The sequence below is a fragment of the Marinobacter sp. 3-2 genome (assembly GCF_003751355.1).
GTDB classification, from domain to species: Bacteria; Pseudomonadota; Gammaproteobacteria; order Pseudomonadales; family Oleiphilaceae; genus Marinobacter; species Marinobacter adhaerens.
In genome coordinates this window covers 772,926-797,519 of the sequence record NZ_RJUQ01000013.1, presented here as the reverse complement: position 1 = coordinate 797,519, position 24,594 = coordinate 772,926, and the positions used below count along the sequence as shown (strand labels likewise).

18 protein-coding genes are annotated in these 24,594 nt (G+C 57.3%); 1 reads left to right on the top strand and 17 read right to left on the bottom strand.

The genetic code is table 11. From position 1 onward, the window contains the following. Nucleotides 1–36 precede the first annotated feature (36 nt). Nucleotides 37–1,008, top strand: coding sequence for a cysteine synthase A (gene cysK / locus EDB94_RS10970; RefSeq protein WP_108018375.1), 972 nt, complete (start codon nucleotides 37–39; stop codon nucleotides 1,006–1,008). A gap of 38 nt (nucleotides 1,009–1,046) precedes the next feature. Here cysK and EDB94_RS10965 read toward each other — a convergent pair whose 3' ends face one another. The 17 genes from EDB94_RS10965 to icmH form a co-directional block, all read right to left on the bottom strand. Continuing rightward, nucleotides 1,047–1,625 (bottom strand): outer membrane beta-barrel protein, encoded by a 579-nt coding sequence (locus EDB94_RS10965; protein ID WP_014578628.1) that lies wholly within the window; start codon nucleotides 1,623–1,625, stop codon nucleotides 1,047–1,049. Nucleotides 1,626–1,786: 161 nt separating this feature from the next. Next, a complete protein-coding gene (locus EDB94_RS10960) occupies nucleotides 1,787–3,061 on the bottom strand; it encodes a glycerophosphodiester phosphodiesterase family protein (protein WP_108018374.1) in 1,275 nt (424 codons plus the stop codon). 100 nt (nucleotides 3,062–3,161) lie between these two features. Next, nucleotides 3,162–3,419, bottom strand: coding sequence for a YdcH family protein (locus EDB94_RS10955; RefSeq protein ID WP_108018373.1), 258 nt, complete (start codon nucleotides 3,417–3,419; stop codon nucleotides 3,162–3,164). Nucleotides 3,420–3,534: 115 nt separating this feature from the next. Further along, on the bottom strand, nucleotides 3,535–4,389 hold the full coding sequence (locus EDB94_RS10950) for a DNA ligase (protein ID WP_108018372.1): 855 nt from the start codon (nucleotides 4,387–4,389) through the stop codon (nucleotides 3,535–3,537). A 77-nt stretch (nucleotides 4,390–4,466) separates the two neighbouring features. Then, on the bottom strand, nucleotides 4,467–4,916 hold the full coding sequence (locus EDB94_RS10945) for a DUF4124 domain-containing protein (protein WP_227510596.1): 450 nt from the start codon (nucleotides 4,914–4,916) through the stop codon (nucleotides 4,467–4,469). A 100-nt stretch (nucleotides 4,917–5,016) separates the two neighbouring features. Beyond that, entirely contained in the window at nucleotides 5,017–5,784 is a 768-nt protein-coding gene (locus EDB94_RS10940) for a hypothetical protein (RefSeq protein ID WP_146162208.1), read from the bottom strand. 244 nt (nucleotides 5,785–6,028) lie between these two features. Next, the gene (locus EDB94_RS20890) at nucleotides 6,029–6,718 is read right to left on the bottom strand and encodes a hypothetical protein (RefSeq protein WP_228743725.1); all 690 of its coding nucleotides are present in this window, start codon (nucleotides 6,716–6,718) and stop codon (nucleotides 6,029–6,031) included. Nucleotides 6,719–6,904: 186 nt separating this feature from the next. Further along, entirely contained in the window at nucleotides 6,905–7,780 is an 876-nt protein-coding gene (locus EDB94_RS10930) for a DUF6708 domain-containing protein (RefSeq protein WP_108018370.1), read from the bottom strand. After that, entirely contained in the window at nucleotides 7,755–10,613 is a 2,859-nt protein-coding gene (locus EDB94_RS10925; RefSeq protein WP_108018369.1) for a toxin VasX, read from the bottom strand. Before EDB94_RS10925 ends, EDB94_RS10930 begins: the two co-directional genes overlap by 26 nt. Then, nucleotides 10,606–11,472 carry a DUF4123 domain-containing protein gene (locus tag EDB94_RS10920; protein ID WP_108018368.1) on the bottom strand — a complete coding sequence of 289 codons (867 nt, stop codon included), beginning with the start codon at nucleotides 11,470–11,472 and terminating at the stop codon, nucleotides 10,606–10,608. Before EDB94_RS10920 ends, EDB94_RS10925 begins: the two co-directional genes overlap by 8 nt. Further along, a complete protein-coding gene (locus EDB94_RS10915; RefSeq protein ID WP_108018367.1) occupies nucleotides 11,472–13,550 on the bottom strand; it encodes a type VI secretion system Vgr family protein in 2,079 nt (692 codons plus the stop codon). The genes EDB94_RS10920 and EDB94_RS10915 overlap by 1 nt, the downstream gene beginning before the upstream one ends. A gap of 104 nt (nucleotides 13,551–13,654) precedes the next feature. Next, nucleotides 13,655–17,242, bottom strand: a complete 3,588-nt coding sequence (gene tssM, locus EDB94_RS10910; protein WP_108018366.1) for a type VI secretion system membrane subunit TssM — start codon at nucleotides 17,240–17,242, stop codon at nucleotides 13,655–13,657. 32 nt (nucleotides 17,243–17,274) lie between these two features. Further along, nucleotides 17,275–18,711, bottom strand: a complete 1,437-nt coding sequence (gene tssA, locus EDB94_RS10905; RefSeq protein WP_108018365.1) for a type VI secretion system protein TssA — start codon at nucleotides 18,709–18,711, stop codon at nucleotides 17,275–17,277. A 34-nt stretch (nucleotides 18,712–18,745) separates the two neighbouring features. Beyond that, nucleotides 18,746–19,393 carry a type VI secretion system-associated protein VasI gene (vasI, locus tag EDB94_RS10900; RefSeq protein WP_108018364.1) on the bottom strand — a complete coding sequence of 216 codons (648 nt, stop codon included), beginning with the start codon at nucleotides 19,391–19,393 and terminating at the stop codon, nucleotides 18,746–18,748. After that, nucleotides 19,390–20,961, bottom strand: coding sequence for a sigma 54-interacting transcriptional regulator (locus tag EDB94_RS10895; RefSeq protein ID WP_108018363.1), 1,572 nt, complete (start codon nucleotides 20,959–20,961; stop codon nucleotides 19,390–19,392). The genes vasI and EDB94_RS10895 overlap by 4 nt, the downstream gene beginning before the upstream one ends. Nucleotides 20,962–21,122: 161 nt before the next feature. Then, entirely contained in the window at nucleotides 21,123–23,756 is a 2,634-nt protein-coding gene (gene tssH / locus EDB94_RS10890; RefSeq protein ID WP_108018362.1) for a type VI secretion system ATPase TssH, read from the bottom strand. Between the two features lie 10 nt (nucleotides 23,757–23,766). Beyond that, on the bottom strand, nucleotides 23,767–24,594 hold the full coding sequence (gene icmH, locus EDB94_RS10885) for a type IVB secretion system protein IcmH/DotU (protein WP_108018361.1): 828 nt from the start codon (nucleotides 24,592–24,594) through the stop codon (nucleotides 23,767–23,769).

Here is a 24,594-nt window from a genome sequence, read left to right as displayed (position 1 = left end):
TAGACTGAATAAAAACAAAGTAACAAGGAGAACGCCATGGCTCGCATCTACGAGGACAATTCCCTGTCCATCGGCAACACCCCACTGGTCAGACTGAACCGCGTGAACGACGGCGCCACGATCTGGGCCAAGATTGAGGGCCGAAACCCGGCCTATTCCGTTAAATGCCGGATCGGCTCTGCCATGATCTGGGACGCCGAGAAGCGCGGCACCCTGAAGGCGGGCATGACCATTGTGGAACCCACCAGCGGCAATACCGGTATCGCCCTGGCCTACGTGGCAGCCGCCCGGGGCTACAAACTGATCCTGACCATGCCCGCCTCCATGAGCCTTGAGCGTCGCAAAGTCTTGAAGGCACTGGGAGCCGAACTGGTGCTGACCGAACCTGCCAAAGGCATGCCGGGTGCCATCGCCAAGGCCGAAGAGATCTTCTCGTCAGACCCGGATAACTATTTCCTGCCCCAGCAGTTCCAGAACCCGGCCAACCCCCGAATCCACGAGGACACCACCGGCCCGGAAATCTGGGAAGACACTGATGGTGAAATCGATATCTTCGTGGCGGGCGTGGGCACCGGTGGCACGCTGACCGGCGTTTCCCGCTACATCAAAGGCACCAAGGGCAAACAGATTGCCACCATTGCCGTCGAGCCTACCGACTCACCGGTGATCACCCAGATGATGAACGGCGAAGACATCAAGCCGGCGCCCCACAAGATTCAGGGCATCGGTGCGGGCTTCGTGCCCAAGAATCTGGATCTGGAAATGGTTGACCAGGTGGAGACGGTCACCAACGAAGAGGCCATGGACATGGCCCATCGGCTGATGAAGGAGGAGGGCATTCTCTGTGGTATTTCCTGCGGCGCAGCGGTGGCGGCTGCGGTACGCATCAGCAAGCAGCCGGAGTACCAGGGCAAGAACATTGTGGTGGTGCTGCCGGATACCGCCGAGCGTTATCTTTCCACCGCGTTATTCGCCGGCCAGTTTGGCGAGCAGGAAAACGTTCAGTAAAAGAGAAAGGCGCAGCCTCGTGCTGCGCCCCGCACTCATCAGAACTGATATTTCAGGCCGACCCGACCGGTATCAAACTCCGGACCGCTGTTGGTTACCTGGCCGTTGAAGTCCTCTTTATCAATGTCGACGTTGTAGCGATTGTATTCCGCGAATGCCGTCAGAGCGGGCGTTACCCGGAAATCCACACCGGCACCGACAAAGGGCGACACCTCATCGTAGGTTTCACTTTCGTTGAATGCATCAACATCGAACGCAGACGCAAACGCGCCGGCCTTACCATAGACGCCGAAGCTGTCGGTCAGAGGCAGACGGCCAACAGCGCTCAGGCCAAAGCCTTTCAGCTTGCCTTCAACGTCGTCCTCGCCAAAGTTGCCGAAATCAATGTACTCCGCCTCCAGGGCAAAAAACGGATTGAACTGGTAGCCGACAGCGGCGCCAAGCAGATCGTTTTCGTCCTCGAACTCGCCGCCGTGTGATTTGTAGCCACCGTAGCTGCCGCTGACATACGGGCCTGACTGGTCCCTCTCCACGTTGCTCTGAGCTAATGCCACGGGCGCAGTAACAAACGAGGCTGTGAACAGTGCGGCGCTGGTAAAACGGATTGCGGAATTCATAGGGCGTTCCTCCTAATGAGTTCAAATATCCTTTCATTCCATGGAAATCGAAAGTTGCCTTTCAATTACCTGAACTCACCCTACTAGGAATTCCTGCCCTACCGGGTTAAACCCGGACTAAGATCCCGTAATCCGCAATTAACCTCGAAAAAACAACTAGTTTAATTCAGCGACTTCCTCACCAACCCCATGCAGTTGGCATAGAACGTTGTGGTGGCTGGCCAGTCCGAGAAGATACCGATGACACCTACCTCTCGGGCCAGAACATCGATCACGGTAAGCACGTCGCCGTCGTTGTTAATGGCGTCTGTCACTGTCTGGTAGTACCAGCCGCCGCCATTCTCCAGCGGGCCGCTGCGCTCGACGGTCCAGGCAATCAGGTTCAGGCCGGCTTCGCGCGCATTCTCCGCGTACCGGGACGGAACGATCTGCCCCTGGCTGTCCAGAGTCAGCAGCTTCCAGAGCGCCGGCGCCAAAATGTTCACACCCCTGCTTTTAAGGTAAGCCATATAGGTTGCGGACGCGTTCACAAGGGTAGACTCAGACTGGTCGAGGAAGACTGCCTGCCGACCAAATTCCGGCATTTCGTCTACCCAGAAAAGCACGTCCTGCAAGTTGAAGGACTGAGGCCATACGTCCTCCGGCTTTACTCCGGCATCAATGTAATCCTGGATCATCTGGCGGGCATAGTATTGCTGGCTGTAATCCCCCTCAAAGGGCATAGTAACCACCGGTGATTTCAGTTCCGGAGTGAACTTCGCGCCCAGAGCCCTGAACAACTCAATGCTCTCACGGTGTGTCATCAAGGTGCCCCGGCTGGAGTAGAGATCAGTGCGCCAGTCTGCGGTTCCAGCCAGGTATTCCTCCGGCGTGGTTGCCATTGGGTTGTGGGCATCCATCTTGCCCTCCAGTGACTTGAACTCGGCCAGGGTAATATCACTGGTGCGGCACTCGGCCTGTGCCGGCGTGCCCGTGGCAGGATCGGCGGGCACAAAAGGCTGGGTACACTTGGCGTTCAGCGCCGGAACGGCAACAATATTGGTGGTGGTATGAAGGTCGTCCTGGGCATGTCGGCAAACCAGTTCCCGATCCCTGGTGAAGGCGACATCACACTCCAGAATACCCGCACCCATGCGCGCTGCCGCAATGTAGGATTCACGAGTATGTTCGGGAAACTGCAGGGGTGCGCCCCGGTGGCCGATGGAGAAATCCGTTTTCTCGACAGTGTCGGTATTGCAGGCTTGCAGACGCTCTTTGAGCGGACTGTCGTCCATTGCACCAACCAGCCAGAAAGGCCGTGGCCCCAGATGGACCGAGGGCTCCGACTGTTCAGGCGCCAGCGCAATTGATTGCTGAGAGAGCTCTTCAACGGTCGCCGCTTGTGCCAGGGAAAGTACCGAGCACAGCACCAGCCCCGAAAGGATCCGTAACGTCATAACCTCCTCCTTGTGAGACCAATGATACCTTATCAACAGTCTCCCCAAGGAGGATTACGGCCAATTGACAGCCGATGCTGGATTATCTGGCAGGTTGCCCTCAGCTAGCCGCCGAAGCCTCATACTCGCGAATCATGGCAAACAACTGGTCCTTCAGATTCAGCCGCTTCTTTTTAAGGTTTTCCAGATACTCATCGGAGGTGTTTTCAGCGCCCGTTTCAATGCGATGAACGGCGTGATCCACTTGATGATATTCATCAAAAAGCTTGGCGAAGTGAGTGCTGTTGGTCTTCAGCAGGTGAATAGCTTCTTTGGATTCCGGCAGTTCGTGAATCAGATCGTGTTTTTCCAGGGACATTCGCGCAGTCTCCATGACTGTGGGGGATGAGATGTATTTGACTCATTCCAGTGTATGGCTAGCTGCGCTTGCCAGTCTTGACCCCCGTCAAGCGCCAGTGAGCCTGTGCGCTCAATTACCGCGCAGGTTCATCATTCCGGATACGGAGAAAGCTGGCAAAGCGGGGCAGCCCTGAGGCTGTGAGGCCATAGTGCTTGAATGTGATCGTGGTTCCGGGTCTCGGAGGAGACGCTCGCTCGGAATCGCTGAACCCCGTACCAATCCGGAATCGCCTGCCATCGTCCAACTCCACCAGCAGTGACCCCATCAGCCCCTCGTATTTGCCCTTTCCCGGCAGATGATGAACAACCACCGCTTCGGCATCCTGATACTGTTTTACTTTCAGTAGATCATCGGAGCGCCCACTTCGGTAGTGACTGGACCCCAGCTTCAACATCAAACCCTCTGCGCCGCCGTCGACGATCTTATCCAAACGCTGCATCAGTTTCTCATGGGTGCTCGCCCGTTGCTGATCGACAAGCGCCATGTAGGGTGATTCAACCTCTTGGATTAATACACGCAGCCGGGCCAAACGTTGGTCGAAGGTTGCCTCCTTATCCGGAAGATCAAACACCATGAACCGAATCCGCCGCCAATCGTTGTCATCGGGCACCACCTGACGCACCGCCCCTGACAATTCCGCAAAACGGCCCCGCCCCATCCAGAGCTCACCGTCCAGGGGACGTGCTGGAAACCCTCTGGTGAACCAACCGGGTGCCCGATACTCATGACCGCCACGGGAAAGAAATCGCTCGCCAGTCCAGTATGCTCGCACCCCGTCGAGCTTTTCACTGACCCAGTAGCCGTCCAGCGGCATGCCCTTTTGATACACGTTGGCGAGTGTCAGCTCGGGCGGTTTCGCTACCGCCACGGGGGAAAACAGAAGGGAAATCAGCACCGGCAGCGCGGCGCTGAACAATCGAAACGGCATGGCAATTCCTTTGCTCTCAGTTGCTTTTTCCTACAGAGGTCAGACTTTCCTTTCCGCCCCTGGTCAGCATCCGCGTATTAGTCGTTTCCGCAGGTGCTCCTCACCTTTTCCCGGAAATCCTCACGAATACGGGTATTCTCGGCCTCATTGACATAGACCCGCTCGCCCTGATCGTTGATGTTGTAGAAGGTCGAAACGCTGGCAAGAAACTTGAGGCGCGCCCGAAGCTTTTTGCACAGCTCGGCTTGCTTCTCCGCCTTCTCCTCGGCTTTGGCATTGGCAGCCTGCCGCGTCTCACGCTCTTCCTGCTGCTGCTCCAGAAACTCGGTCATCCTCTGATGCCGCTCCCGGGCTCCAGCATCCACGCTGGCCGGGGCGGCCTTTACCGTAACTTCACTTGATGCTGCCTGAGCTGGTGGACGGTCCCCGAAATGGGTCTGGCCGTTGGCATCGACCCATTTGTAGACGCCGGCGTTTGCCGAGAGGGGCATAAGGCAGACAGAGATCAGAACCAGAAATGCTTTCACAAAGAACTCCTTTTCACTTCGTTAACTCCATGGCTCACCTTCGAGGATATGCCTTCTACGTCGTTGGAAAGCCTAGCACCTCAGCGAGGAGGAGGTAAGCTCACCTGCTGGCGAAACTGAAGACTTTGAGACAGCGCTTGTACATTTCGTCTGTTTTCTGTTTGTAGGTGGCCTCGTCCATATCCCGCCAGTAACGGGGATTTCGGCCGCTGCGTTTGTCATGCTCGGCGGTCACCGGGTCCTTGTGACGATGCGGCTCAAACAGCGGGATATCCGGCAGCGGGGCGGTGCTGTCCATGTATTGCAGCCAAAAATTCCATAGGGCCTTGTGGTCTTCATCGTTGCTGGACGCAGCCTGGAAGTCGGTCAGGGGCAGCGCCTCTTCCCGGAAACGATGAACCATCGCACCGTAGTACAGGGGTAAGCCCTGGTGGGTCGGGCCAGTGTGGACATAGCCATCAAAGTCGGCAAACGGTGACTGCCAGGCAATCTGTCCAGCGTCCCGTTTTCGCTTGGGATTGCGGAAGGCGGTGACGAGCCCGGTTCGGCGGTTGAATTCCCACAGGGGGCCTTTGGGGGCTTTGTAGATCCAGCTGGGAAAGAGGTGTTCGATTAGGCTGACCCCCCCCCAAATGAGAGCGCAGCCGCCCCCTCCATAGACAACTATCGGCAAAAAGCCCTCTAGGAATAACTGCCTCTTTTCTTCGGCGCTAACATCAAGAAGGAGCGTAACAGCCACGGAAGCAAGGAAAATTCCCACTCCCCCTAAAATCAACGTAAACTTCGCAAAAACTTTGAGCAATAACCATCGCCAAGAAGATCCTGGCAGCGTAGCCCAGCGAATGCTTTCCTGGTTGATCCAGGCCATCGGAACTCTCTTCCTCTCCTCACCTCGGCCTTCTTCAACGTACCAGTTAGTGTCCTCATCCTGTCCCGGCAGCCAGGTTTCCAGAAAGTCGCCCGGGACCATGTTGGGAACATACTCTTTGGACAATTTCTGCCCAGCCTCCCACTGAAAGCGAAAACCCCGGGAACGCTGATCCAACTGCCCACGATGACGTGGACTACTGTCTCGCTCGGGGTGCCAAGCGGTAGGGCCGTAATACGAGCTTTCAAACATCTGAGGCTTCCTCCACAGTGTTCAGTTGTCGATGAGAAAGAACACTCAATGCTCGCCGATTGGTAGTCAAGCTAGCCCAGAACGGAGCACCATCTTTAGTAAAGTCCGGAGCCTCATGATTCCCGTGCCTGAACTCCTGGTAAACCAGAGGATCCCTGACCGGCGGCGCAGGAAATACGTACTCTCTATCAGTACCAAGATCCGCAACCATCCGCGCCCTTATCTTCCATTCGTGAAACACGAGCCCTCTGGGTCTCGGAGTTTCCAGCCAGTATTCTATGCCGTCAGGCAAAAATCTCCGATGCACCCACCAGTCGCCGTCCTGGGATTCCTGCAACTCAGTTTTGGCGACCGTAGTGCCCCCGGAGCCTGGATTAGGTCGGTGAACTTCCTTGACTCGACGAATGTTTACCCTGAGTGCACCGTCCAAGGGGCGCGCCGGAAACCCTATGGTGAACCAACCGGGTGCCCGATACTCATGTCCGCCACGGGAAAGAAATCGCTCGCCGGTCCAATATGCGCGCACCCCGCCGAGTTTCTTACTGATCCAGTAGCCGTCCAGCGGCATGTCCTTTTGATACACGTTGGCGAGTGTTAGCCCGGGCGGTTTCGCTACCGCCACAGATGAAAACAGAAGGGAAATCAGCACCGGCAGCGCGACGCTGAACAATCGAAACGGCATGGTCTAACCCTTCCGAAGAATCGGATACCACCGCAACTTTTCGGGCCGGTAGACTGGCGAGCCGAGCACCATGAGTGCGATACAGTTTCTTTTCCAGCTGTTGTTCCGGGCCCGTTTCCGGAAAATCACGCTTCAAAGGCGAGTCTTTCATGAAAAAGACCGAAGCCATTAAGGTAGGCCTCAAACTCAATGATAATTAACTTTTCCAAAAATCGCCTCGACTTCCTTCGGCCATTTGTATTTGAAGGGAGAGAATTTCCACCAAATAACTGTTGGCATAAGAAAAATAAATACCAGATGACCAAAAATCTTTGCTATTACAGGCTTCCCCTGCATCCCGTCCAAATATGAGTCGTAATTAGCCACTTCAAGATTACTGGAGTCTGCAGGAAGCAGGCCTTGATTAAAAAACCTCAAAACAAAGTTCCACCTCCGATAAAGATCTTCCTCTTTATAGCAAGAAAAAATCTTCTTGCGCTCCAGCTGCCTTTTGGGACGCCTTCCACAGAAATAATACTTTTCCCGAAGATAAATATGAGCGTAATATTGCTTATCCCACATGACGCCTGAACCAAAATATTGCCAATTGTATGAAAAAGCCACCTCTAGATCTTCCCAAGGGATCTGGTAACAGGTACCCCAACGGACAACGTAGACATTCTTACCTGCGCGATCAATTCTGATCGGCAGCGTTAGTGGAAAGAAAATCTCGAATAGATAGAACGTAACCCATACTGGCACAAGGAAGGCCGCTGTTGCCATTAATGCTTCCGAATAGAAATTATCGATAAACCACATTAGTAACAGAACGATCACCATAAATATATTTACCACAACCAGCATCCCTCTTCGGAAAAGGGAAAATGCCGTCCGTATATCTATAAATCGTTCGCAGATGTAAGCAACAGCCAATTCCATATCTTCCGACGAATCAGAAACACCAACCACTGGCTTTGCCGGCGGACTCGCAAGTCGCGCCCCCCGCGTGTGGAATACCCTGGTTTCAAGCAAGCCTTCCAGATTCGTTTCCGGAAAATCACATTTCAAAGGCGAGTCTTTCATCGACACTCAACTCCTCTACGTCGTTGCCATTAAGAATGAGGCGGAGTCCGCTTTCGCCCGTGATTTTCCGGCCATCCTTGACGTACTCAATCAGCATTCCAAGCTGGTCACACTTGTTGTGGTTGTAGTGGTCAAACCGAAATAAAACACCCCCAGTAAAAGAGTCTAACTGTTTCCTCCTATCAAACAGGTCTGAGATATCCTTCGATTCATCTTTCTCAAACCAGTTGGTGTCCAACTCGAACAGCTTGATGGAATACGTGCAAGTCCCATCACTGTAACCCGGTAAACACACCACAAAAGAGGTCATTTCCGACATGATCTGATGCTCACCCCGGTTTGTATCCCAATGAACTCCGATATGCTCAGTTATCCGCACAATGGGAGAGAACAGCATGTAATAAAACGCATCCAGCTCCGCTTCGAAATAGCGTCTAACTTCGACGCCCTCATTCGGAGAAATGGCGGTTCGGCTTTCCTCCAGCAGCTCTCCGTTCGATGGCCTGGGCTGCCGATCCCAGTATCGCAGCGTGGGCGCGTTACCCCAGAAAGACAGAGATAGGAAATCTTCAATCCGGGATCGAGTAATATAGGCCTGCACCATGCCGATCGCGACGGAAATTATGATCAGCGCAACACCTATGGCCACACCCACACCTAATGAAAAGACCCCAATCGCGGCCAAACTGGGTACAACAAGAAGACTGACACTGAGCCCAAACTGTACGCTTCCTAAGGCTACGGAGGCGTGGTGTCCAGTTTCCAACGACCTGTTAATAGTCCTAAACTCCAGCCACATCGTTAATATCGGCCCAGCGATCGCAATAGTCTTAACCATTCCTTTTGCAATTAATTTCGTTACAAGTCCCACCACCCTGAGTTCTTTAGAGGCACCAAGGACCACTGAAACCTTTAATCCTGTTGTCGCTGATATCCTCGTTTTCAGCACTTGCATGTGTTCGGAATTTGCCAATAAAGCACTGCCGTTAATGACACCTTCGGCCACACTGGCCAGACTATCCATAAAAGGCAGCCAACGTTCGAGGGCGGAGCGATCACCCAGCATCACGTCTTTTTGGGTCTCTTTCAGACCTGAGAACAGGTTGGCCACATTGATCGCGTGAAAGAAGGTCACAGCCCCAATGAACTTGCCCCGGTTCTGTTTAATGCTTTCAACCACCGGGTCCAACCGGGTATGAAGCCAGCCAAAGGGGTTGTCCTTGAAGTCCGGGGTCAAGTGGAAAACGTCGATCATGGTGCCTCGCAGGTAATTCCTGATCCTGGCATCCGCCATGCCGGCAGCCAGCGGCGTCATTGTCAGCTCAGACAGGTTATGGCCAGCGGCTTCCAGTGAGTTGCGGTGGACCGCCGTGAGCAGGTCCGTCGCGGTATTCAGAGTTATTCCCTGCCGATGAACATCTATGCCATAGCGCTTCTGGACGGCCTTGGTCCACTTTTTCCACCGCGGCCAGGTTTGAGGGTCTTTTGCCCAGGTTCCCATCTTTGCGGCGGGGGCGGCAAATTCCAGCATCAAGACGTCGGTGGCGGTGCTCACGCGCACATACGCTGGCATGTCGAAGATTTTGTTCACAATCTTCAGGCGACCATAATCAAAACCGGGGAGGTCTTTCAGTTTCTGGGCAATACCGTTGGTGGCAGATGCCAGAAACAACACGGTGTTGAGCATGTTACCGACAGTGCCGGCTTCGCCTTCGTCTGCTTCCAACCACCGCTCGGCGTCTTCCTTGCCCTTTTCCGCACCGACATATCCGTCCAGTATATCCGCCAGTTCCTGCTCAACCGCCTCGAACCCTTCCGCGCAATAACAGTCGTTGAACTCCAGCTTCCCGGCCAACTGGTCGGAGTCGATCCACCGCTTCCAGTCATCGAACACCAGTGCACGGGCCTGGTCATACTCTTCAATCTGTGTGTGGTAGCTTTCAACGAACGCGTCTTTTTCCCCTGAACGAATTCTTTCTTTCAGTTCCTCGGTCACTGCTTGCCGGTCGTCTTCCGTTTCCTTCTTGCTGGCCTCACGGGCAATGAGCGCATCCACCATCTGGGAGGTGGTGTAGGCGTAGGCGTTCTCCTCCGCATAATTCGTAATCAGGTTTACATGAAGGGCATGGAGTTGGCCCAGCTCAGAGGCGATACCTATTTCATCGGCAAGGGCGACGCAGTAAGAGAATTGAGTTTCTTTTTTGCACTGACCCTGCAAATCCGACTCACTGATTCCTTGTGCAAAATCCGTCAAGCTCCACTCGAAATCCACTGGCTCTGGCCGAAAATCTTCAACCACCTCGCTTATCGCTTCGGTTTCACTGATATTAACGGCCTCACCTCTTTCAGGGAGGCTACTCAAGTCGAACGACTGCATGTGCTCTTCGCGAATTTCCGCATCCGTGCGTACAAGTTCCTGCAAACGGGAAGTCCATCGATGTCGCACAAACTTAAGAAAAACTTTTCCTTCCGCCGGGTGATGTAAGGCGGGCAAAGCGCTTTGTGCGTCCACAGCGGAAAGAAGAACCGAGTTGAACCCCGGCTGCACTTCTGTCAACTCGCCTTGTTCGTTAACACGATACTCATGCAGCGTTCCGAATACTTCGGAGAACATATACACCCACCCGGGCGTTAGTTTTCGTACACAGTAATGCGTGGTTTCAAGCGCAACGGTGGGCGGTCGGAAGTGAGGGGGCAGCGCTACTTCTTCCTGACTGATCGCCCAACGTACCGGATACAACGCAACTGTCTTGAACTGGAGCGGGCACATCTGTGCCGCTGAGTCTATGTCATCAGCACCCTGTATAAACGCTGAGCTGTTAGCGCTACCCATGAACCAGTCCCTCCGTTGACTTTTTCTCGGCGAATTCTGCAATTCGCGCTATGGCTTTGCCTGGCGCTGCGGAATTCTCTTTCCACAGATTCTGTACTTCACTGTCGTCGAATGCATGGCGTCCAAGCCAGCCAGTCGTATTGATATACAGGGCGATATCGCGGGTGCTGTACAACCCCCGCGCTTTCGCCGCGTCGACTAGCGTAGAGACCATCCCCCAATCCTGCCCATCTGCATCGGTTTTTTGGAGCAAACGGGGAAAGTAGTTTGCAACGTGAAGTTCGAGCTTCCTGAGGGCTGTCTTTTCCGCCGCTCTTTCCATGGCAACCTGATGTTCCTCACGAATGCTAAACCTCTCAGCCGGCCGCTCACTACTGGGCTGATCGTTATGAAAGTAGTCCCACTCACCCTCGCGGCGATCCTGAATGGCAAACAGACTACAAGGCCCCATCAATCGCCTCACATTTTCACCTGACGAATCCAGCTTCAACAGGTGCCGCGCGATTTCAGGATCATAAAACCGGAAAACAACCTCATCTCCCGTGACCAACCTCGCCATAAGCAATCCACGCAAGTGTTGCATGACCTCTTCGAAGTGGCAGTCAGCCCGCAATACGATGGCAACACCCTGATGTTTCCAATCATTGAAGCATTTAAGTGTCAGCGAGCTATCTATTCCCGTTTCAACCAGCCACGGTGAAATTTCCAATAGGTCGGCAAGCTCCGTTTGCCTGTAGAGCGCATCACAATGAGGTGTTTCGATCTCACGATAAATAACTTGGGGCAGATTATTTACTTTGGCGCCATCAATAAGAATGAACGTCTTTCCCTCACCGGGAAGTCCAGCCAGATGCCCCATCAGATCGCACCTTGTGATTCTGGTGAGCAGACCTGGCAAATTCCCTTACCCTGATTCGCGGCATTCTTGATGGCGCGCATCTGGTCGGACTTCGCCATCGGTCTTTGCTGTGTCTCCGGCAGGGCCAACGGCGCAACAGCCCCCCCATTCTTATCCACCAACCCCGGCATCTCCGGCACCTGAACCTTCTGCCCACTCCCCTTACCCGGCGAACCTCCGGCATTCAGCTTGATGGCAGCGCCACCCATAGCCACACCGCTGGGGTCGATCTTCACGAAACTGCCACCGGCCTTGAGGGTGATTTCCGCACCGGCTTCAATAACGGTTTTCTGGCCGGCCTTGATGTGCAGTTCGGTGCCACAGTCGGTTAGCCAAGCCGTGCCGGCTTTCAGGTGCAACGTACCAGTGACGTTGAAACTACGGTCTTTGCCGGTTTTCTCCCGTTTTTCACCGTTCACCGTGGCGTGGTCACTGCCTTTGATGTGGGCCTTGCGGTCGTTGCCCACGGTCAGGTGGCGATCGTTCCTGATGACTTCAGTGCGGTTGTTCTCCGTGATCAGGGCCAGTTCTTTCTGGGCGTGAACGTAGATCTGTTCTTCGCCGGCTTCGTCTTCAAACCGAAGCTCGTTACTGCCCTCGCCCTTGTGGGTTTTGGTTTTCAGGGTGGTGCGGGTTTTGTGTTCCGGCAGCGAATACGGCGGTGTGTTGGTGGCGTGCCAAGTCCGGCCGGTGATGATGGGCTGGTCCGGGTCGCCGTCCAGGAAGGAAACGATCACTTCATGTCCGATCCGCGGCAGTGCGGTGAAACCATACTGGCCGCCGGCCCACTCCTGGCTGACCCGAAGCCAGGCACTGCTGTGCTCATCATTTGCCGCATAGCGATCCCAGGGAAACCGAACTTTCACGCGGCCGTATTGGTCGCAATGAACTTCCTCACCTTCCGGGCCGGCAACTACAGCCATCTGCGGCCCATCCATCAGGGGCTTGTGTTTACACAGTGGCCGCCAGCTTCGGTCTGCAGGGATGGCGGTAAAGTGGTTGGCGTAGCGTGTCGGTTCGCTGCCACCCTCTTCTTCCAGGGCCTGGGGTTGTGAGCCGGTGTGGGTGATCGCCGTGAGCAGCCAGTCGCGATTCATGGCTTCGTTGTCGTGGTCGGTCAGGGGCACCCTGGCCCCAGGTGCAAAATCCGGGCGATTGCTCTCGCCAAAGGCTGTGCTGGCGTCGCTGCGCAGGGCAGCAAGCCTGGCTTCAGTGAACGGCCGACCACTGGCATCCTGTTTGAATCGACCGGGGTAGTCGTAGTGCTGGTAATCCTCCCGGTGGACGAGCTGGTCACCAGACTGTTCATGCATCAGGGCGTAGGCCGGGTTTTTGAAGGTGTAATCCTTCATGACGACCGACGCGGGACGTACCCGTTCCCGGTAAGCGAACCGGAACACACAAGGCGTTCGGGTACTGCCCCCGGCTGTGCCTTTGTATGGGACGGCCTCAAGCCGTGGCGGATCACGATGATGATCGGCAAAAATCAGGGCCGGTGGCTCCTGGCCATCGAGGCTGCCGTGCTGGTAGCGGTAGTGCCAGCCTTCTTCGGCAGCCAGACGTTCAACAAAGGCCAGATCACTTTCCCGATGCTGGACGCAGTATTCCCGCTCCTCGGGGCCGCGTTTAAGGTCAAAGACGGTATCGACAATCCCCCGCTCCTCCAGCAGGGTACGCACAATCTCATCCGTGCCCCGGTTCTGGAAAATACGGCTGTTGTGCATAAGCGCCAGGCGCCAAAGCGGTGGCCGGAAAACCAGTTCGTAGCGGGTACGCCGATGGCCGGAATCACCACGGGAAAATTCGCTGACCACACCGGTAAAGCGACGCAGCGGCGCCCCGTCCCGCCAGACCACCAGATCCACCGTTTGCTCCAGAACGCTGGAGGCGCCAACGGACGAATCGGCACTGGCGAGATCAAGACGTCCCTGGAACAGCTCGGACAGCCGCTCTGTCAGCGCAAAGCCAACAACGGAAAAGTGATCAGAGGAGTATTCGCCAACTGTGGCGGTGAATTGCAGTCCGCTTGCCTGAGGCATGTCTTCGGTCCCTGAAGAGAAAAGAAAGTCCGGGCTTTCGCACCATCCTGTGCAAAAGTTTCGCCCTGATGAGAACATCCCGCTCTCATCAGGGCGGACCTAGTCTAATACAAGCTTCGGGGTATGCGGTACCCCGCCAGTAGTTCCTGTGTGAACGGGTTGGTGTTGCTGGCCGCATGGAGGCGATACCGCATCTCCCCGTCGTCAACCCGGAAACGGACATCCACCGCGCTGCTGCTCACGCCGGTAATGTCGGCGCTATCGAGCAGTCGGAACAGCGCCCAAGGGCCGCTTTCCGAGAGGCTGCGCGGCGAACGATTCACCTCCACCGGCACCAGGGTAATACGGCTCTCCACAGAGTCTCGGAGGGTATTCGGCCAGACCAGCGGAATACTCTGGCGCGGGCCGTGGCTGAACTCAACCAATTGGCCATCCACGTTGACCACGCTGCGCCGCTTGTTGGCTGAGAGATTGAGCGGCTCCAGCGCGAACTCCACGTCCAGGGAACCACCGCGAGTGAAGTAGGCCCTGCGGATTCGGTCAGCATTTTCCAGGGAAGTCAGTACCGCACCGCGCACCAGTCCGGCACGTCGGGCATCGCCCACCTGTTCCGGGTGATCCTCGAGGAACAGTTTCAGGTTGTCCTTATAGAAGGCGTCCAATACGCCGCCCGGGGCAAAGAATCGTTCAAAGTCCTGCAGTGCAACATCCCGCCCGGAGTCCGGGTTAAACGGATAATGGCGGGCCAGATTCTGCTGAAAAGGCTGATACACCTCGCGATACCACTCACGCTCTAGCTGCGCCACGGCCTGGTCCAGGACTACTCGCCAGCTTTCCGTAGCCAAACGTGTCAGAAGCCGGTTAAGAGGCTCCGGCTGGTTATCGGCCATGCGCTGCAGGGTGAATATCGGATCGGCACCCTGCAGGCCCATGCGGGCCCGGGCAGCGGCCAACGCAGCCTTGCCCTTGTCTGGCGCTTCCTGGATGTTACGCATGTATTCGTGCAGTTCCCCGACCACCAGCATGATCTGCTCAAGCCCGGTTGGCTGATCGCCATTTTCCCGGGTCAACTGATTGAGCTCCGCAAACTGCCGTTCAATATCCTGCAGCATGCGGAAATGGGGCGACTGCTCCAGAAGCTCCCGGGCTGCGGCATTCTCACCTTCTGCCGAAGGCACCAGGCGCGTGTGATGGCGAACCTGCCCGAGCAGGCTTGCCAGGGGCTCGTGGCCGCTGGTCAGGCTCTCGAGGATACGTACGCCGTGGTTGAGGTCCTCAAACCGCTGAATATCGATGCGGCTCAAGGCGGTGCGCCAGGCGTCGGCATAGTGCTCGGCATAGAGGGTCTGCAAACTGGCCAGCAGCCTGGCTTCATCCGCCTTGCTAAAATCGACGTTGTCCCGGCGGCCCAACACCCAGGCGTCTACCAGGGCCAGCTCCGTTACCGAGCCGGACTTGCGCAGGAACCACTTCTCAAGTCCCTCCCGGGTCAGCAACGCGGGGATAGTCAATGGGTCTTCCTCGACCGCTGCCCCAGAGTGGGAGGGCTCGCCATACCCATCCACCCGAGTGAACACAGTGCTGAATGCCGGCCCGGATGCCCGGGCCAGTTCCAACGGTGCACGGAATTCCTGTTCTGCTTCAATTTCCAGATCCCGGTAGACCCGGTCTGGCGTGGCAATCCGACCGAGCTCATGTTGTGCCCACTGCACACTGCTACGAAACGGCGCCAGGGTCATATCGGCAACCGTATCTCCCTGGCGAGTGAGCTGTGCCAGATCGGTATGCGCCATGGCATAGTCCAGATGACCCAGAAGCCGCTGCTGCAGGTCACTCTGACCGGGGAACGCCTGTTGCCAATAGTTCTGCATGTAGCGGGTCACAATATCGTCCCGACGACCACTGGCGTCATACAACATGCGCAACACCCGCAGGTGCTCCAGACGCTCAGTGCTGTTGTCCGGCGCCTGACCCATCTCGGCCATCACACCGAACATCAGGGCTGGCAAATACTGGTATGCCAGCATATCCAGATAGGATTCTTCTACTTCCGGGCCCACCTCATGGCCACGGAACAGGCCCATATCACTGAATAACGGCCAGTTCCGGCGATAATCGCCAAAGGCCAGGGTCGCCTCACGAAGTTCATCCAGCGGGCCGAGCAAATTCCGTCCGGTGTTATCCGGTTCAAAGCCCACCGGCTGCCAGTTATCGATGAACCCCTTAACACGGGTTTCCACGGCGGTCGCGGCCTCTGCATTCTTGATAAAGAAATGCTGCCAGCCGGCGGTCATACCCGCACCGGCACAAATGGCCACCACGGCGGCCACGGCCAACCGCCGTTGGCGGGACTGAATCACCCGTCGGTTATCACCGGCCAGGCCCGCCTCCGGATAGATGATCTGGGGGAACAGTGCCCGGGTAAACAGGGCAGCGGACTGCCCTGTCCGTTGAGCAGGCTGAATGGGTCCGGCAATCTGATAGTTGGCGGCAGCTGCTGAGACAAAGGCATCCTCCGGAACGCCCTCCTGCAACACCGAGGTGAAGTAGGTGCCGCGAACCATCGCAGGTGTCGAGAACACATCCGCAGACAGCAAATCGGTCAGGAATTGCTCCAGAACAGGCTTGAGGCCAGCAAGCTGGCGAGTAAAAGAGTAGGCTGCTGCCCGCTCCTCGGCGTCCCGGGTATTGGCCAGAACATCCGGCAAGCGATCGGTAAGCCGCTCAACCATGGCGGTGTATCGGTCCGCGAACTGGTGCAGCCAATCGTCGTTGTCCATCTGGCCCTCGAGGCTGAAGGTAAAGCCAAGGGCCTGTTCCTTCTCCTGCTTGCTCAGGGTCCGCACGAGCGGGCCAAAACCGTAGAGCAGGTCCATCTTGGTGAAAGTGACATAAACGGGCAGGCGGGAGCCGATTTGCTCCATCAGTTCCCTCAGGCGCGTCCGTAACAGGATGGCACGGTCCCGCCTCTGGCCGGGGTCTGCCACGCTGAGACTGGCCACATCAATGGCCAGCACCACACCGTTGAGGGGGCGTTGCGGGCGATTTCGCTCAAGCCAGGCAATGAAATGATTCCAAAGACGCTGCTGGATCTCCGCACCGGCACCCTGACTCTGGCTCAGCAGTTCACCATCCGGATCGATAAGGACACCCTCATCGCCGATCCACCAGTCAAAACCGAAGGCATTGCGATCCACCCGATTGTTGCGGGTTACGTTGGTGAGCGTGTAGGTCTGCCCGGAGCGTTGAATCAGGCTGGTCTTGCCAGCATCCTCCAGGCCCATCACCAGGTACCAGGGCAGCTGATAAATGCCTTTGCGGCCGGGGAGGTTGCTTTTCAGGGCCGCCAGCTGACGATCCAGCAGGCGCTGCTGCTTGCGCTCCATCGGCAGAATCGGATCTTCCTGTTCTTTCTGCACTTCGGCCTGCTGGACATTCACCTTGCGCAGGCGGCGCGCCAGCACCATGCCCCACATCATCGCGACCACAAGGACAACGCCCAGGGTTACGAGGGCCCGCATCTGCCAGGCCGCCAATGGAAACTCACCACTCAGCTCCCAGCGGGGCCCCAGCCACCAGGTGGCCACCAGCAAGGCGATAACGCCCAGTGTCAGCGTGACAGGGGCTGCATTTTTAAGGTATGGCAGAAGCCAGCGACCAATGAGTAAAGCTTTTCTCCACATGGTTTCCATTCCTGCTGTGATTCCTTGGTGTGCTCCGGGGATCAGCCCAGCTTTTCAAGCTGCCTGATCAGGGCTGGCTCCCAGTCCTCGAGAGCCAGCCCGCGAACCTGCGTTTGCAGATCCTGGACCTGCTGCGCGGCCAACGATTTAAGGCCTGCGTCTTTCATTAAACGCGCGCTGGCAAGACGCCAGTAAAAGCGGTCTCTTGGTTCTCTCGCTTCCGCCAGCCCGTCCTCCAGAAGTTGCATCCCGGCAGCCAGTTCCTTTTGTGAAACCAGATCCCGAGCTTTGTCATAAGTCTGCTCCCAGGCATTGGCGCTGCCGGCGGAACCACTGGTCGCCGGCGCGGACCAGAGCCACTCTTCCGCCTCGCAGGAGAGGAACGGCGTGCCATCGTTGAAGGTGAGCTCCGGCAACTGGGTAAGCCGCTCAACAAACTCCTTTGCAGACACACGGATGGCTTCAGCACAAGCATGATGGCCCAGGGCTGTCGCTACCCGGGCACTCAACCAATGGCCGTCGAGCCAGAACGGACTGACGGACAAGCTCTGCTCGATTTTCTGCCACAACGCCAGGTCGGCGGACTTTTCCAGGGCTTCCCGATAGTCGGCCACACGATCGGCACTCACGGCGGCAAGATCGGTACGCTTTCCATCCCGTGTCGGCGGTACCGTGGTGATGTTCTGCCAGATAGCGTAACGGCGAATCTGGTAACCCAGAGGCTGGTCCGGCCCGGTTTCGGTGAGCATGTCCGCGACTTTCAGAAGACTCTGCCGGGTTGCTCGCTCATCGCCCGGGTCCAGGGTTAGTGGCCCCAAGGAAGGCTTCGACGATGCGGGTTTCTGCTCTGGCGTATCCGTTCCCGAATCCTGGCTGACCGATCCTGCCGGCGAACGGGGTTCGGGGGCTGCCGTGGCGTCGTTAACCCTGGGAAGCTTTTCAACCGCCCGTTTAAGATCCTGCAGTGACTCCTCGGGTAACTCCCGGCCAGTGGCCTGGTCCATCAATCTGGCCAGAAGTTCAAGGCAGAACGCCCGACCGTCGCCAACGCTACCATCGAACGCCAGGGCGTCTACGCCTTTGCTGGCGCGCTGGAGCATCTGAGTGAACATCATTTTGCGGGCCCGCTTGCCCTTGTCCCCGGGATACGGCCAAGCTTGCTCCCACCATTCGTCCAGGATCCGGTGCAGCAGGTACAGAGACAGGGCGAACCGTTCACCGTCACCGCCACGTTGCAGAGCGATCAGCAAAAAGCCGAGAACTTTCAGATCCTTGCTGCGGTCCGAGAGAATCGTCAGGGCATCGCTTTCAACCCTGTTCCAATCAATATCGGTATGGGCCAGAGAGCCCACCTTCATGATCTCGTTTTCCAGAAACTCGAGCGTTGCATCGTCTCCGAGTGCCTCGCCGACAACTGAATCGCCGGGCAATGGTGAGACAACCTGTTCAACGTAGGGATGTTGCTCAATGATCTGCATGTTGCTGTCCTGAATCACTGTATTTCGCCGGCATTTACCAGCCACAGGTCTCGCGAAGCGGTTCGATTGCCCTGCGGTATCCCGAGAGATCAAACAGAAGGCCGTCAATGCGGCTGTTGGGCGAGTCGATGCGCGCTTCCGTACCAGTGATCATGGCTTTCACGGTACGAATGGCTGGCAGTCCCCGGCCGCCACTGAGCACGAAACCGTTGTCCCGCACCCGCCAGACGGTTTGTCCCCGGCCAAACCCCATCCGAACCCGCTCTTCGTCCATCGCCTTTGGCAGCATCAGAGTGAGCTCCGTAATGTTGTTGTGGCACTGAAGGGCCAGCAGAGGTCTGGGAGGTTGAACCCCCAAAGCCGGAACCGTCACTAGTTGGCCAGCTGCTTGCCCGGTATTCCGGTAAAGTACGCTCGCACCGGTATTTTCTGAATCGAGGCTGGCGTAGGCCTGTCGCCATCGCTCGGATCGCCGGGCATCCGGGGTCGAGAGTTCCTCGCCGGGTGCCGCCACGGGGGTACCAAAGACCTTGTCAAAGCAGGCCAGCCGTTCAAGTCGCTGGGACTCACTGGTACAGAGTCGAGCATCTTCAAGCTGGTCAGCGCAGGCATTGGAGACCAGTGAAACCAGCGCCAATGCCGCCGCAACACCACCGGTTAATCGCACTCTTCGGGGAATCATGACTCTGCCACCTGATACTTGAGGCACTTATGGGCAAGGGTCCGTTTTGGTAGGCCGAGGCTTTCTGCCGCCTGGGCCCGGTTGCCACCATACTGGCGCAATCGCTCGCGAATAATTGCCGCTTCAAATGCCTGTGCTGCGGCTTTAAGATCCCGAATCTCTTCCACAGCAGGTAGATCGATCGGATGTCCTTCTCTGACATCCCAGGGTGGGCTGGTCCAGCCATCGGACTCTTCGAACAGGTCATTAATCCTCAGAACCTCCGGCTGGATATCGTCACCGCATGGAGTTTGCAGGCAGGCCAGTTCAATGATGTTGCGCAGCTCACGGACATTTCCCGGGAAGTCGTATCCGGCCAGCAGGTGCAAGGCGTGGCTGGAAATGCCCATGGGTCCACTGCCCTCACGCTCGGTATATAGTCGGATAAAGTGACGGCAAAGAGCTTCGAGGTCGTCGGGCCGCTCCCGCAAGGGCGTCACCCGCAGCGGAAACTGGCTCAGGCGGTAAAAAAGGTCCCGCCGGAAGCTGCCGTCTTCGATACCTGCCTGCAGCGGCTGGTGGGTGGCCGCTACCAGCCGAAAATCCGAATGCTGTTCCTCGCGGGCCCCCAACGGGCGGAACTGACGACTTTCCAACACCCGGAGCAGTTTCGACTGCAGTGCCATGGGCATGTCACCGATTTCATCCAGGAACAGAGTGCCGCCGTTGGCCTGCGCCAGAAGCCCCTGCTTGTCCTGATCGGCGCCTGAAAACGCTCCCCTGGTATGCCCGAAAAGTTCGCTTTCCAGAAGGGTATCGGGGATGGCGGCGCAGTTGACCACTACCATCGGGCCTTCGGCCCGGTCGGACAGTTCATGGATACCCCGTGCGACGACATCCTTGCCACAGCCGGTCTCACCCTGAACCAAAACGGACAGCTGGCTGCCGGCGGCCCGGACGATCTGGGCCCGGAGGCTGGTCATGGCTTGGGAGTTGCCCACCAGTGTTCGGGCCAATTGTTCGCAACGGGTGCGAACGGTTTCCGCGTCGTGCAGATGATCCAGTGACCGCTTGAGCAGGCGGCGTTGCCAGACCTGATCGCGGCTCTGAAGTTGGGTAATCCATTGATGAACAAGCAGTTGCCGTAGACCACAGTACAGAGGCTGGCCGGTAATGCCGTCCCAGTCGGGTTCGTCCCGACACAGGACGAGCATGCCAAGGGTTCGGCCATCATTACCGGTGAGGGGCTCGAGCCACAGGGAACGCGGCCGGTCGCTAGCCTCGAACAAGGCCTGGAAGCCAACGTGGTCCAGGCGGTAGCTGGCGGCACGTGTGAGTTCCCGGGCTTTGCCGGTCTGCAGAACGTGAGCAAAGGGGTGGCTGAAGTCGCCGCAGTCGAATTCGCCCCCCTCGCCCAAGTCGCTGCAGTGCAGGGTCCGGCCACTGAGGTCGAGTTCGAGTGCCCAGCAGCGGGTCAGGCCGAAGGCGTTTTCCAGCTGCTTTGTGGCGGTTTTCAGCAGGTCCGGCAGGTTGTCCTGCTGGATCAGGGCCACCGCCAGGTTGATGCCGGTGTGCAGTTCCATCTGCATCCGTCCCATTCTTGTTCCCTTTATTGAGTTCTCGCCGACCGCGCACCCTGTGGTTCGGCTTTCCAAAACACTCTGTGAATACATCCTTGTACGCTCCGCCATCCATGGCTCCGCAGGGTATTTGGAAAGCCGAACCACAGGGTCCGCTACCTCCAGTTACCTCAAGCGACAGTTCCCACAAACTGCTGCTCATCTACACCGAGAGTCACTTTTCTTACCGGCTCCCGCGCCGCCAATTTTTCCAGCAACGCCAATGAAACCGGCGGCAAAAGCTCTCCCTCTATGATTGACTCAAGCATCCTTGCGCCGTTTTCACTTCTCGTCGCACGACTGCGAACGGCGTCAACCAGGCCGTCCTGAAGTTCCACGTCGGTGTGATAACGAACCTCGATCTGGTCTGCCAGGCGCTGGAGTTTGTCGCCCACGATCCGGTTGAGGGTTTCCTCGCCAAGAGGCAGGTAGGGCACCACTTCCATTCTTGCCAGCAAGGCCGGCTTGAAGAAGCTGGCCAGTTCCGGGTAGAGAGCTTCGTCCAGGCTGGCCGGCGACTCGGCGTGGTTGACGATGGTCTGGTATCCGAGGTTTGAGGTGAGGAAGAAGACCACGTTCTTGCAGTCGATCAGACGGCCTTCGCCATCGGCCAGTTCGCCTTTGTCAAATGCCTGGTAGAACAGATTGAGGACTTCCGGATGGGCTTTTTCGACTTCGTCGAGCAAGACCACGGAGTAGGGTTTCTGGCGGATGGCTTCGGTGAGGATGCCGCCTTCACCAAAACCCACATAGCCGGGGGGCGAGCCGATCAGACGGGAGACGGTGTGTTTTTCCTGGTATTCGGACATGTTGATGGTAGTAAGGAACTGACGACCGCCGTAGAGGAGTTCAGCCAGCTGTACCACGGTTTCGGTTTTGCCAACGCCGCTGGGTCCCACCAGCAGGAAGGCGCCCATGGGGCGGCCGGGCCGGCGCAGGTCGGCGCGGGCGGTAAGCAGGTGTTGGTGCAGGCAGTCGATGGCGGTGTCCTGGCCTTTGATATGCTCCTGCAGATAAGCCGGCAAATGGGTGATTTTTTCCAGTTCGTCGGTGGTCATGCGATTGACCGGAATACCAGTCCAGTCGGCAATGACTTCGGCCACCTGTCTGGCGTCAACCCGGGTGTGAACCAACGGCTCGTCGGCCTGGAGTTCCGTCAGTTCCTGCTCAATGGCGGCGGCTTCGCTTTTCAGGTCCGGGCGTTCTTCTGTTATCCCATCGGTCAATTCAGGGGTATTCGCTTCAGCCTGCGATTCGCCGGTGAGCAACTTTTCCCGGATCTCCACCAGTCGTGCCACCAGTTCGCGCTGGTCGTTCCAGCGTTGTTCCAGGGCTGCAGATTCAACAGTGATCCCGGCAACGCGCTGTTCCAGTTCCCGTTCCCGTTCGGCATCCACGGTCTGTCCCAGGGTGTGTTCCCGGCTCAGCAGGTTCTGTTCCATGGCCAGCTGATGCAGCTCGCTTCGGACGCGGCTCAGGCGTCTGGGCGGCGTGCTCAGATTCAGGCTAACGCGGGCGCAGGCGGTATCCAGCACGTCGATGGCTTTGTCCGGTAGCTGACGGCCGGCAAGGTAACGGGCAGACATTTCGGCGGCGGCTTTCAGGGCGCTGTCGGCGATAAGTACCTGATGGGCTTTTTCATAGACGGTGCGCAAGCCACGGAGGATGTGGACCGCTTCCACGGGAGTGGGCTCATCCAGCGCCACAGGCTGGAAACGGCGGCTCAGGGCTGGGTCTTTTTCGAAGTATTTCTTGTATTCGCGCCAGGTGGTCGCTGCGATGGTACGCAGCTCGCCCCGGGCAAGGGCAGGTTTGAGCAGGTTGGCAGCATCAGAGCCGCCTTCGCTGTTGCCTGCGCCAATCAGGGTATGGGCTTCGTCAATGAACAGGATGATCGGGGTAGCCGAGCCTTTGACCGCTTCAATCACGCCTTTGAGGCGTTTCTCGAACTCGCCCTTCACGGAGGCGCCCGCCTGCAGGGCACCCATGTCCAGGGTCCATAGCTCAACGCTCTTCAGACGGTCAGGCACGTCGCCGTTGACGATGCGCAGAGCCAGGCCCTCCACCACGGCGCTTTTGCCCACGCCGGCATCGCCCACCACAATCGGGTTGTTCTTGCGGCGGCGGCAGAGGATGTCGATCATCTGGTCGATCTCGGCGTCACGGCAAACCACGGGGTCCAGTTTGTCCTCCCGGGCCAGTCTGGTGAAGTCGGTGGCGTAGCGTTTGAGCGGGTCCAGATCCACGCTGGCCACTGGTTGCCCGGGTTCCTGCTCGCTTGGTTCCAGTCTCTCCGCGGAGCCCTCGGTGAACCGGTCAAATTGCTTGCGCAGCTGCTCACGATTGATGTCCACCATTGCCTTTGCCACCCGGGGCATCAGGTATCGATCGGCATTCATCAGCAGGGCCAGGAATACCGCGCCGGAACGCAATTCGGTGTGGCCAAGTTCGGTGGAAGCCAGCAGCCAGGCATCCTGCATTAGCTCCACCAACAGCGGAGAGAACGATGGGTAGGGCTCAGCGCTTTGCGACTCTCCGTTCAGGCTATCGCCTACCAGCGGTTGCAGTTGCTGATGCTCAAGGCCGGTGTGCTCCAGAATCTGGCGCACGTCGGAAAACGGCGTTTCCAGCAGTTTGAACAGCAAATGGGCCGGAGTGATTTCCGCGCCCTGACGGCTGATGCACAAAGCGGCCGAGGCTTCCAGCGCCTGGCGTGACATGTCGTTGAGGCGCCCGATCAGCGCTGGCAGTTCTACCCGAATCACGTTGATGTCCTTATTTCGGTAGTTGGTCGAGTACGCGCAATACGTCCGTGATGCGCTCGTTCAGTGCGATGTTATACAGGGAGTAGATGCCGGCCATGGCCGCCACAAACAGACCAGCAATGCCCCAGACAGGCATGCCGCTGCGCAACCGGTTCCGGGTTGGCGTTACATTTGCCCGGGCATCCGCAAGAGGCGCCGGTTCCTGCTCCTCCTGTAACGCTTTCAGTTGCTCGTGCAGGCCACGGACAATCTGGTCGTATTCATCGCGGCCGTTTTCCATCACCTTGTATCGCCCCTCGAAACCCAGACAGAGACACAGATAGATAAACGACAGCATGTCGCGATAACGGGCCGGCTCCTGCTCCATCCGGGCAAGAATGGCAAAGACCTTTTCTCCACCCCATGTCTCGTTGTGGAAGCGGGACAGCAGGGAGTGCTGTGACCAGATGCTATGGGCGCCCCAGTCGGTTCCCAGCACGGCCTCGTCGATTAAGGCGCAGAGGACGTACCGATAGGCGACAACAACCGGCCGGTCGTAACCCTGTTCCACCAGTTCCCGGTCGATGGCCGAGATCTCATCCACCACCTGCTGGTAGAGGATTTCCACTGCGCGATAGTCTGCCAACCTGCGTATCCTGATCACCAGGCCCAGCAATGGTGTGGCGGCGTCAATCAGGCGGTTATGTTCCAACCCTCTGAGCTGAAAATGCTCGTCGACCTGGCCTTCCCTATCGCCCTCAGCTGCTCCCCGGCTGTCGGCAAAAATCAGATCACTGAACGCACTGCTGCCGGAATTTCTGCCGCCATTGGGTAAGTCCATTACCTGTGCATCTGCCAT

Coding starts and splice junctions, on each gene's coding strand:
- EDB94_RS10940 (WP_146162208.1), bottom strand. CDS start 5,784: ATGGCCTGGATCAACCAGGAAAGCATTCGCTGGGCTACGCTGCCAGGA.
- EDB94_RS10955 (WP_108018373.1), bottom strand. CDS start 3,419: ATGTCCCTGGAAAAACACGATCTGATTCACGAACTGCCGGAATCCAAA.
- EDB94_RS10950 (WP_108018372.1), bottom strand. CDS start 4,389: ATGCCGTTTCGATTGTTCAGCGCCGCGCTGCCGGTGCTGATTTCCCTT.
- EDB94_RS10895 (WP_108018363.1), bottom strand. CDS start 20,961: ATGCAGATGGAACTGCACACCGGCATCAACCTGGCGGTGGCCCTGATC.
- icmH (WP_108018361.1), bottom strand. CDS start 24,594: ATGGCAGATGCACAGGTAATGGACTTACCCAATGGCGGCAGAAATTCC.
- cysK (WP_108018375.1), top strand. CDS start 37: ATGGCTCGCATCTACGAGGACAATTCCCTGTCCATCGGCAACACCCCA.
- EDB94_RS10915 (WP_108018367.1), bottom strand. CDS start 13,550: ATGCCTCAGGCAAGCGGACTGCAATTCACCGCCACAGTTGGCGAATAC.
- EDB94_RS20890 (WP_228743725.1), bottom strand. CDS start 6,718: ATGCCGTTTCGATTGTTCAGCGTCGCGCTGCCGGTGCTGATTTCCCTT.
- EDB94_RS10920 (WP_108018368.1), bottom strand. CDS start 11,472: ATGGGGCATCTGGCTGGACTTCCCGGTGAGGGAAAGACGTTCATTCTT.
- EDB94_RS10925 (WP_108018369.1), bottom strand. CDS start 10,613: ATGGGTAGCGCTAACAGCTCAGCGTTTATACAGGGTGCTGATGACATA.
- EDB94_RS10960 (WP_108018374.1), bottom strand. CDS start 3,061: ATGACGTTACGGATCCTTTCGGGGCTGGTGCTGTGCTCGGTACTTTCC.
- EDB94_RS10965 (WP_014578628.1), bottom strand. CDS start 1,625: ATGAATTCCGCAATCCGTTTTACCAGCGCCGCACTGTTCACAGCCTCG.
- EDB94_RS10930 (WP_108018370.1), bottom strand. CDS start 7,780: ATGAAAGACTCGCCTTTGAAATGTGATTTTCCGGAAACGAATCTGGAA.
- tssA (WP_108018365.1), bottom strand. CDS start 18,711: ATGCAGATCATTGAGCAACATCCCTACGTTGAACAGGTTGTCTCACCA.
- vasI (WP_108018364.1), bottom strand. CDS start 19,393: ATGATTCCCCGAAGAGTGCGATTAACCGGTGGTGTTGCGGCGGCATTG.
- tssM (WP_108018366.1), bottom strand. CDS start 17,242: ATGGAAACCATGTGGAGAAAAGCTTTACTCATTGGTCGCTGGCTTCTG.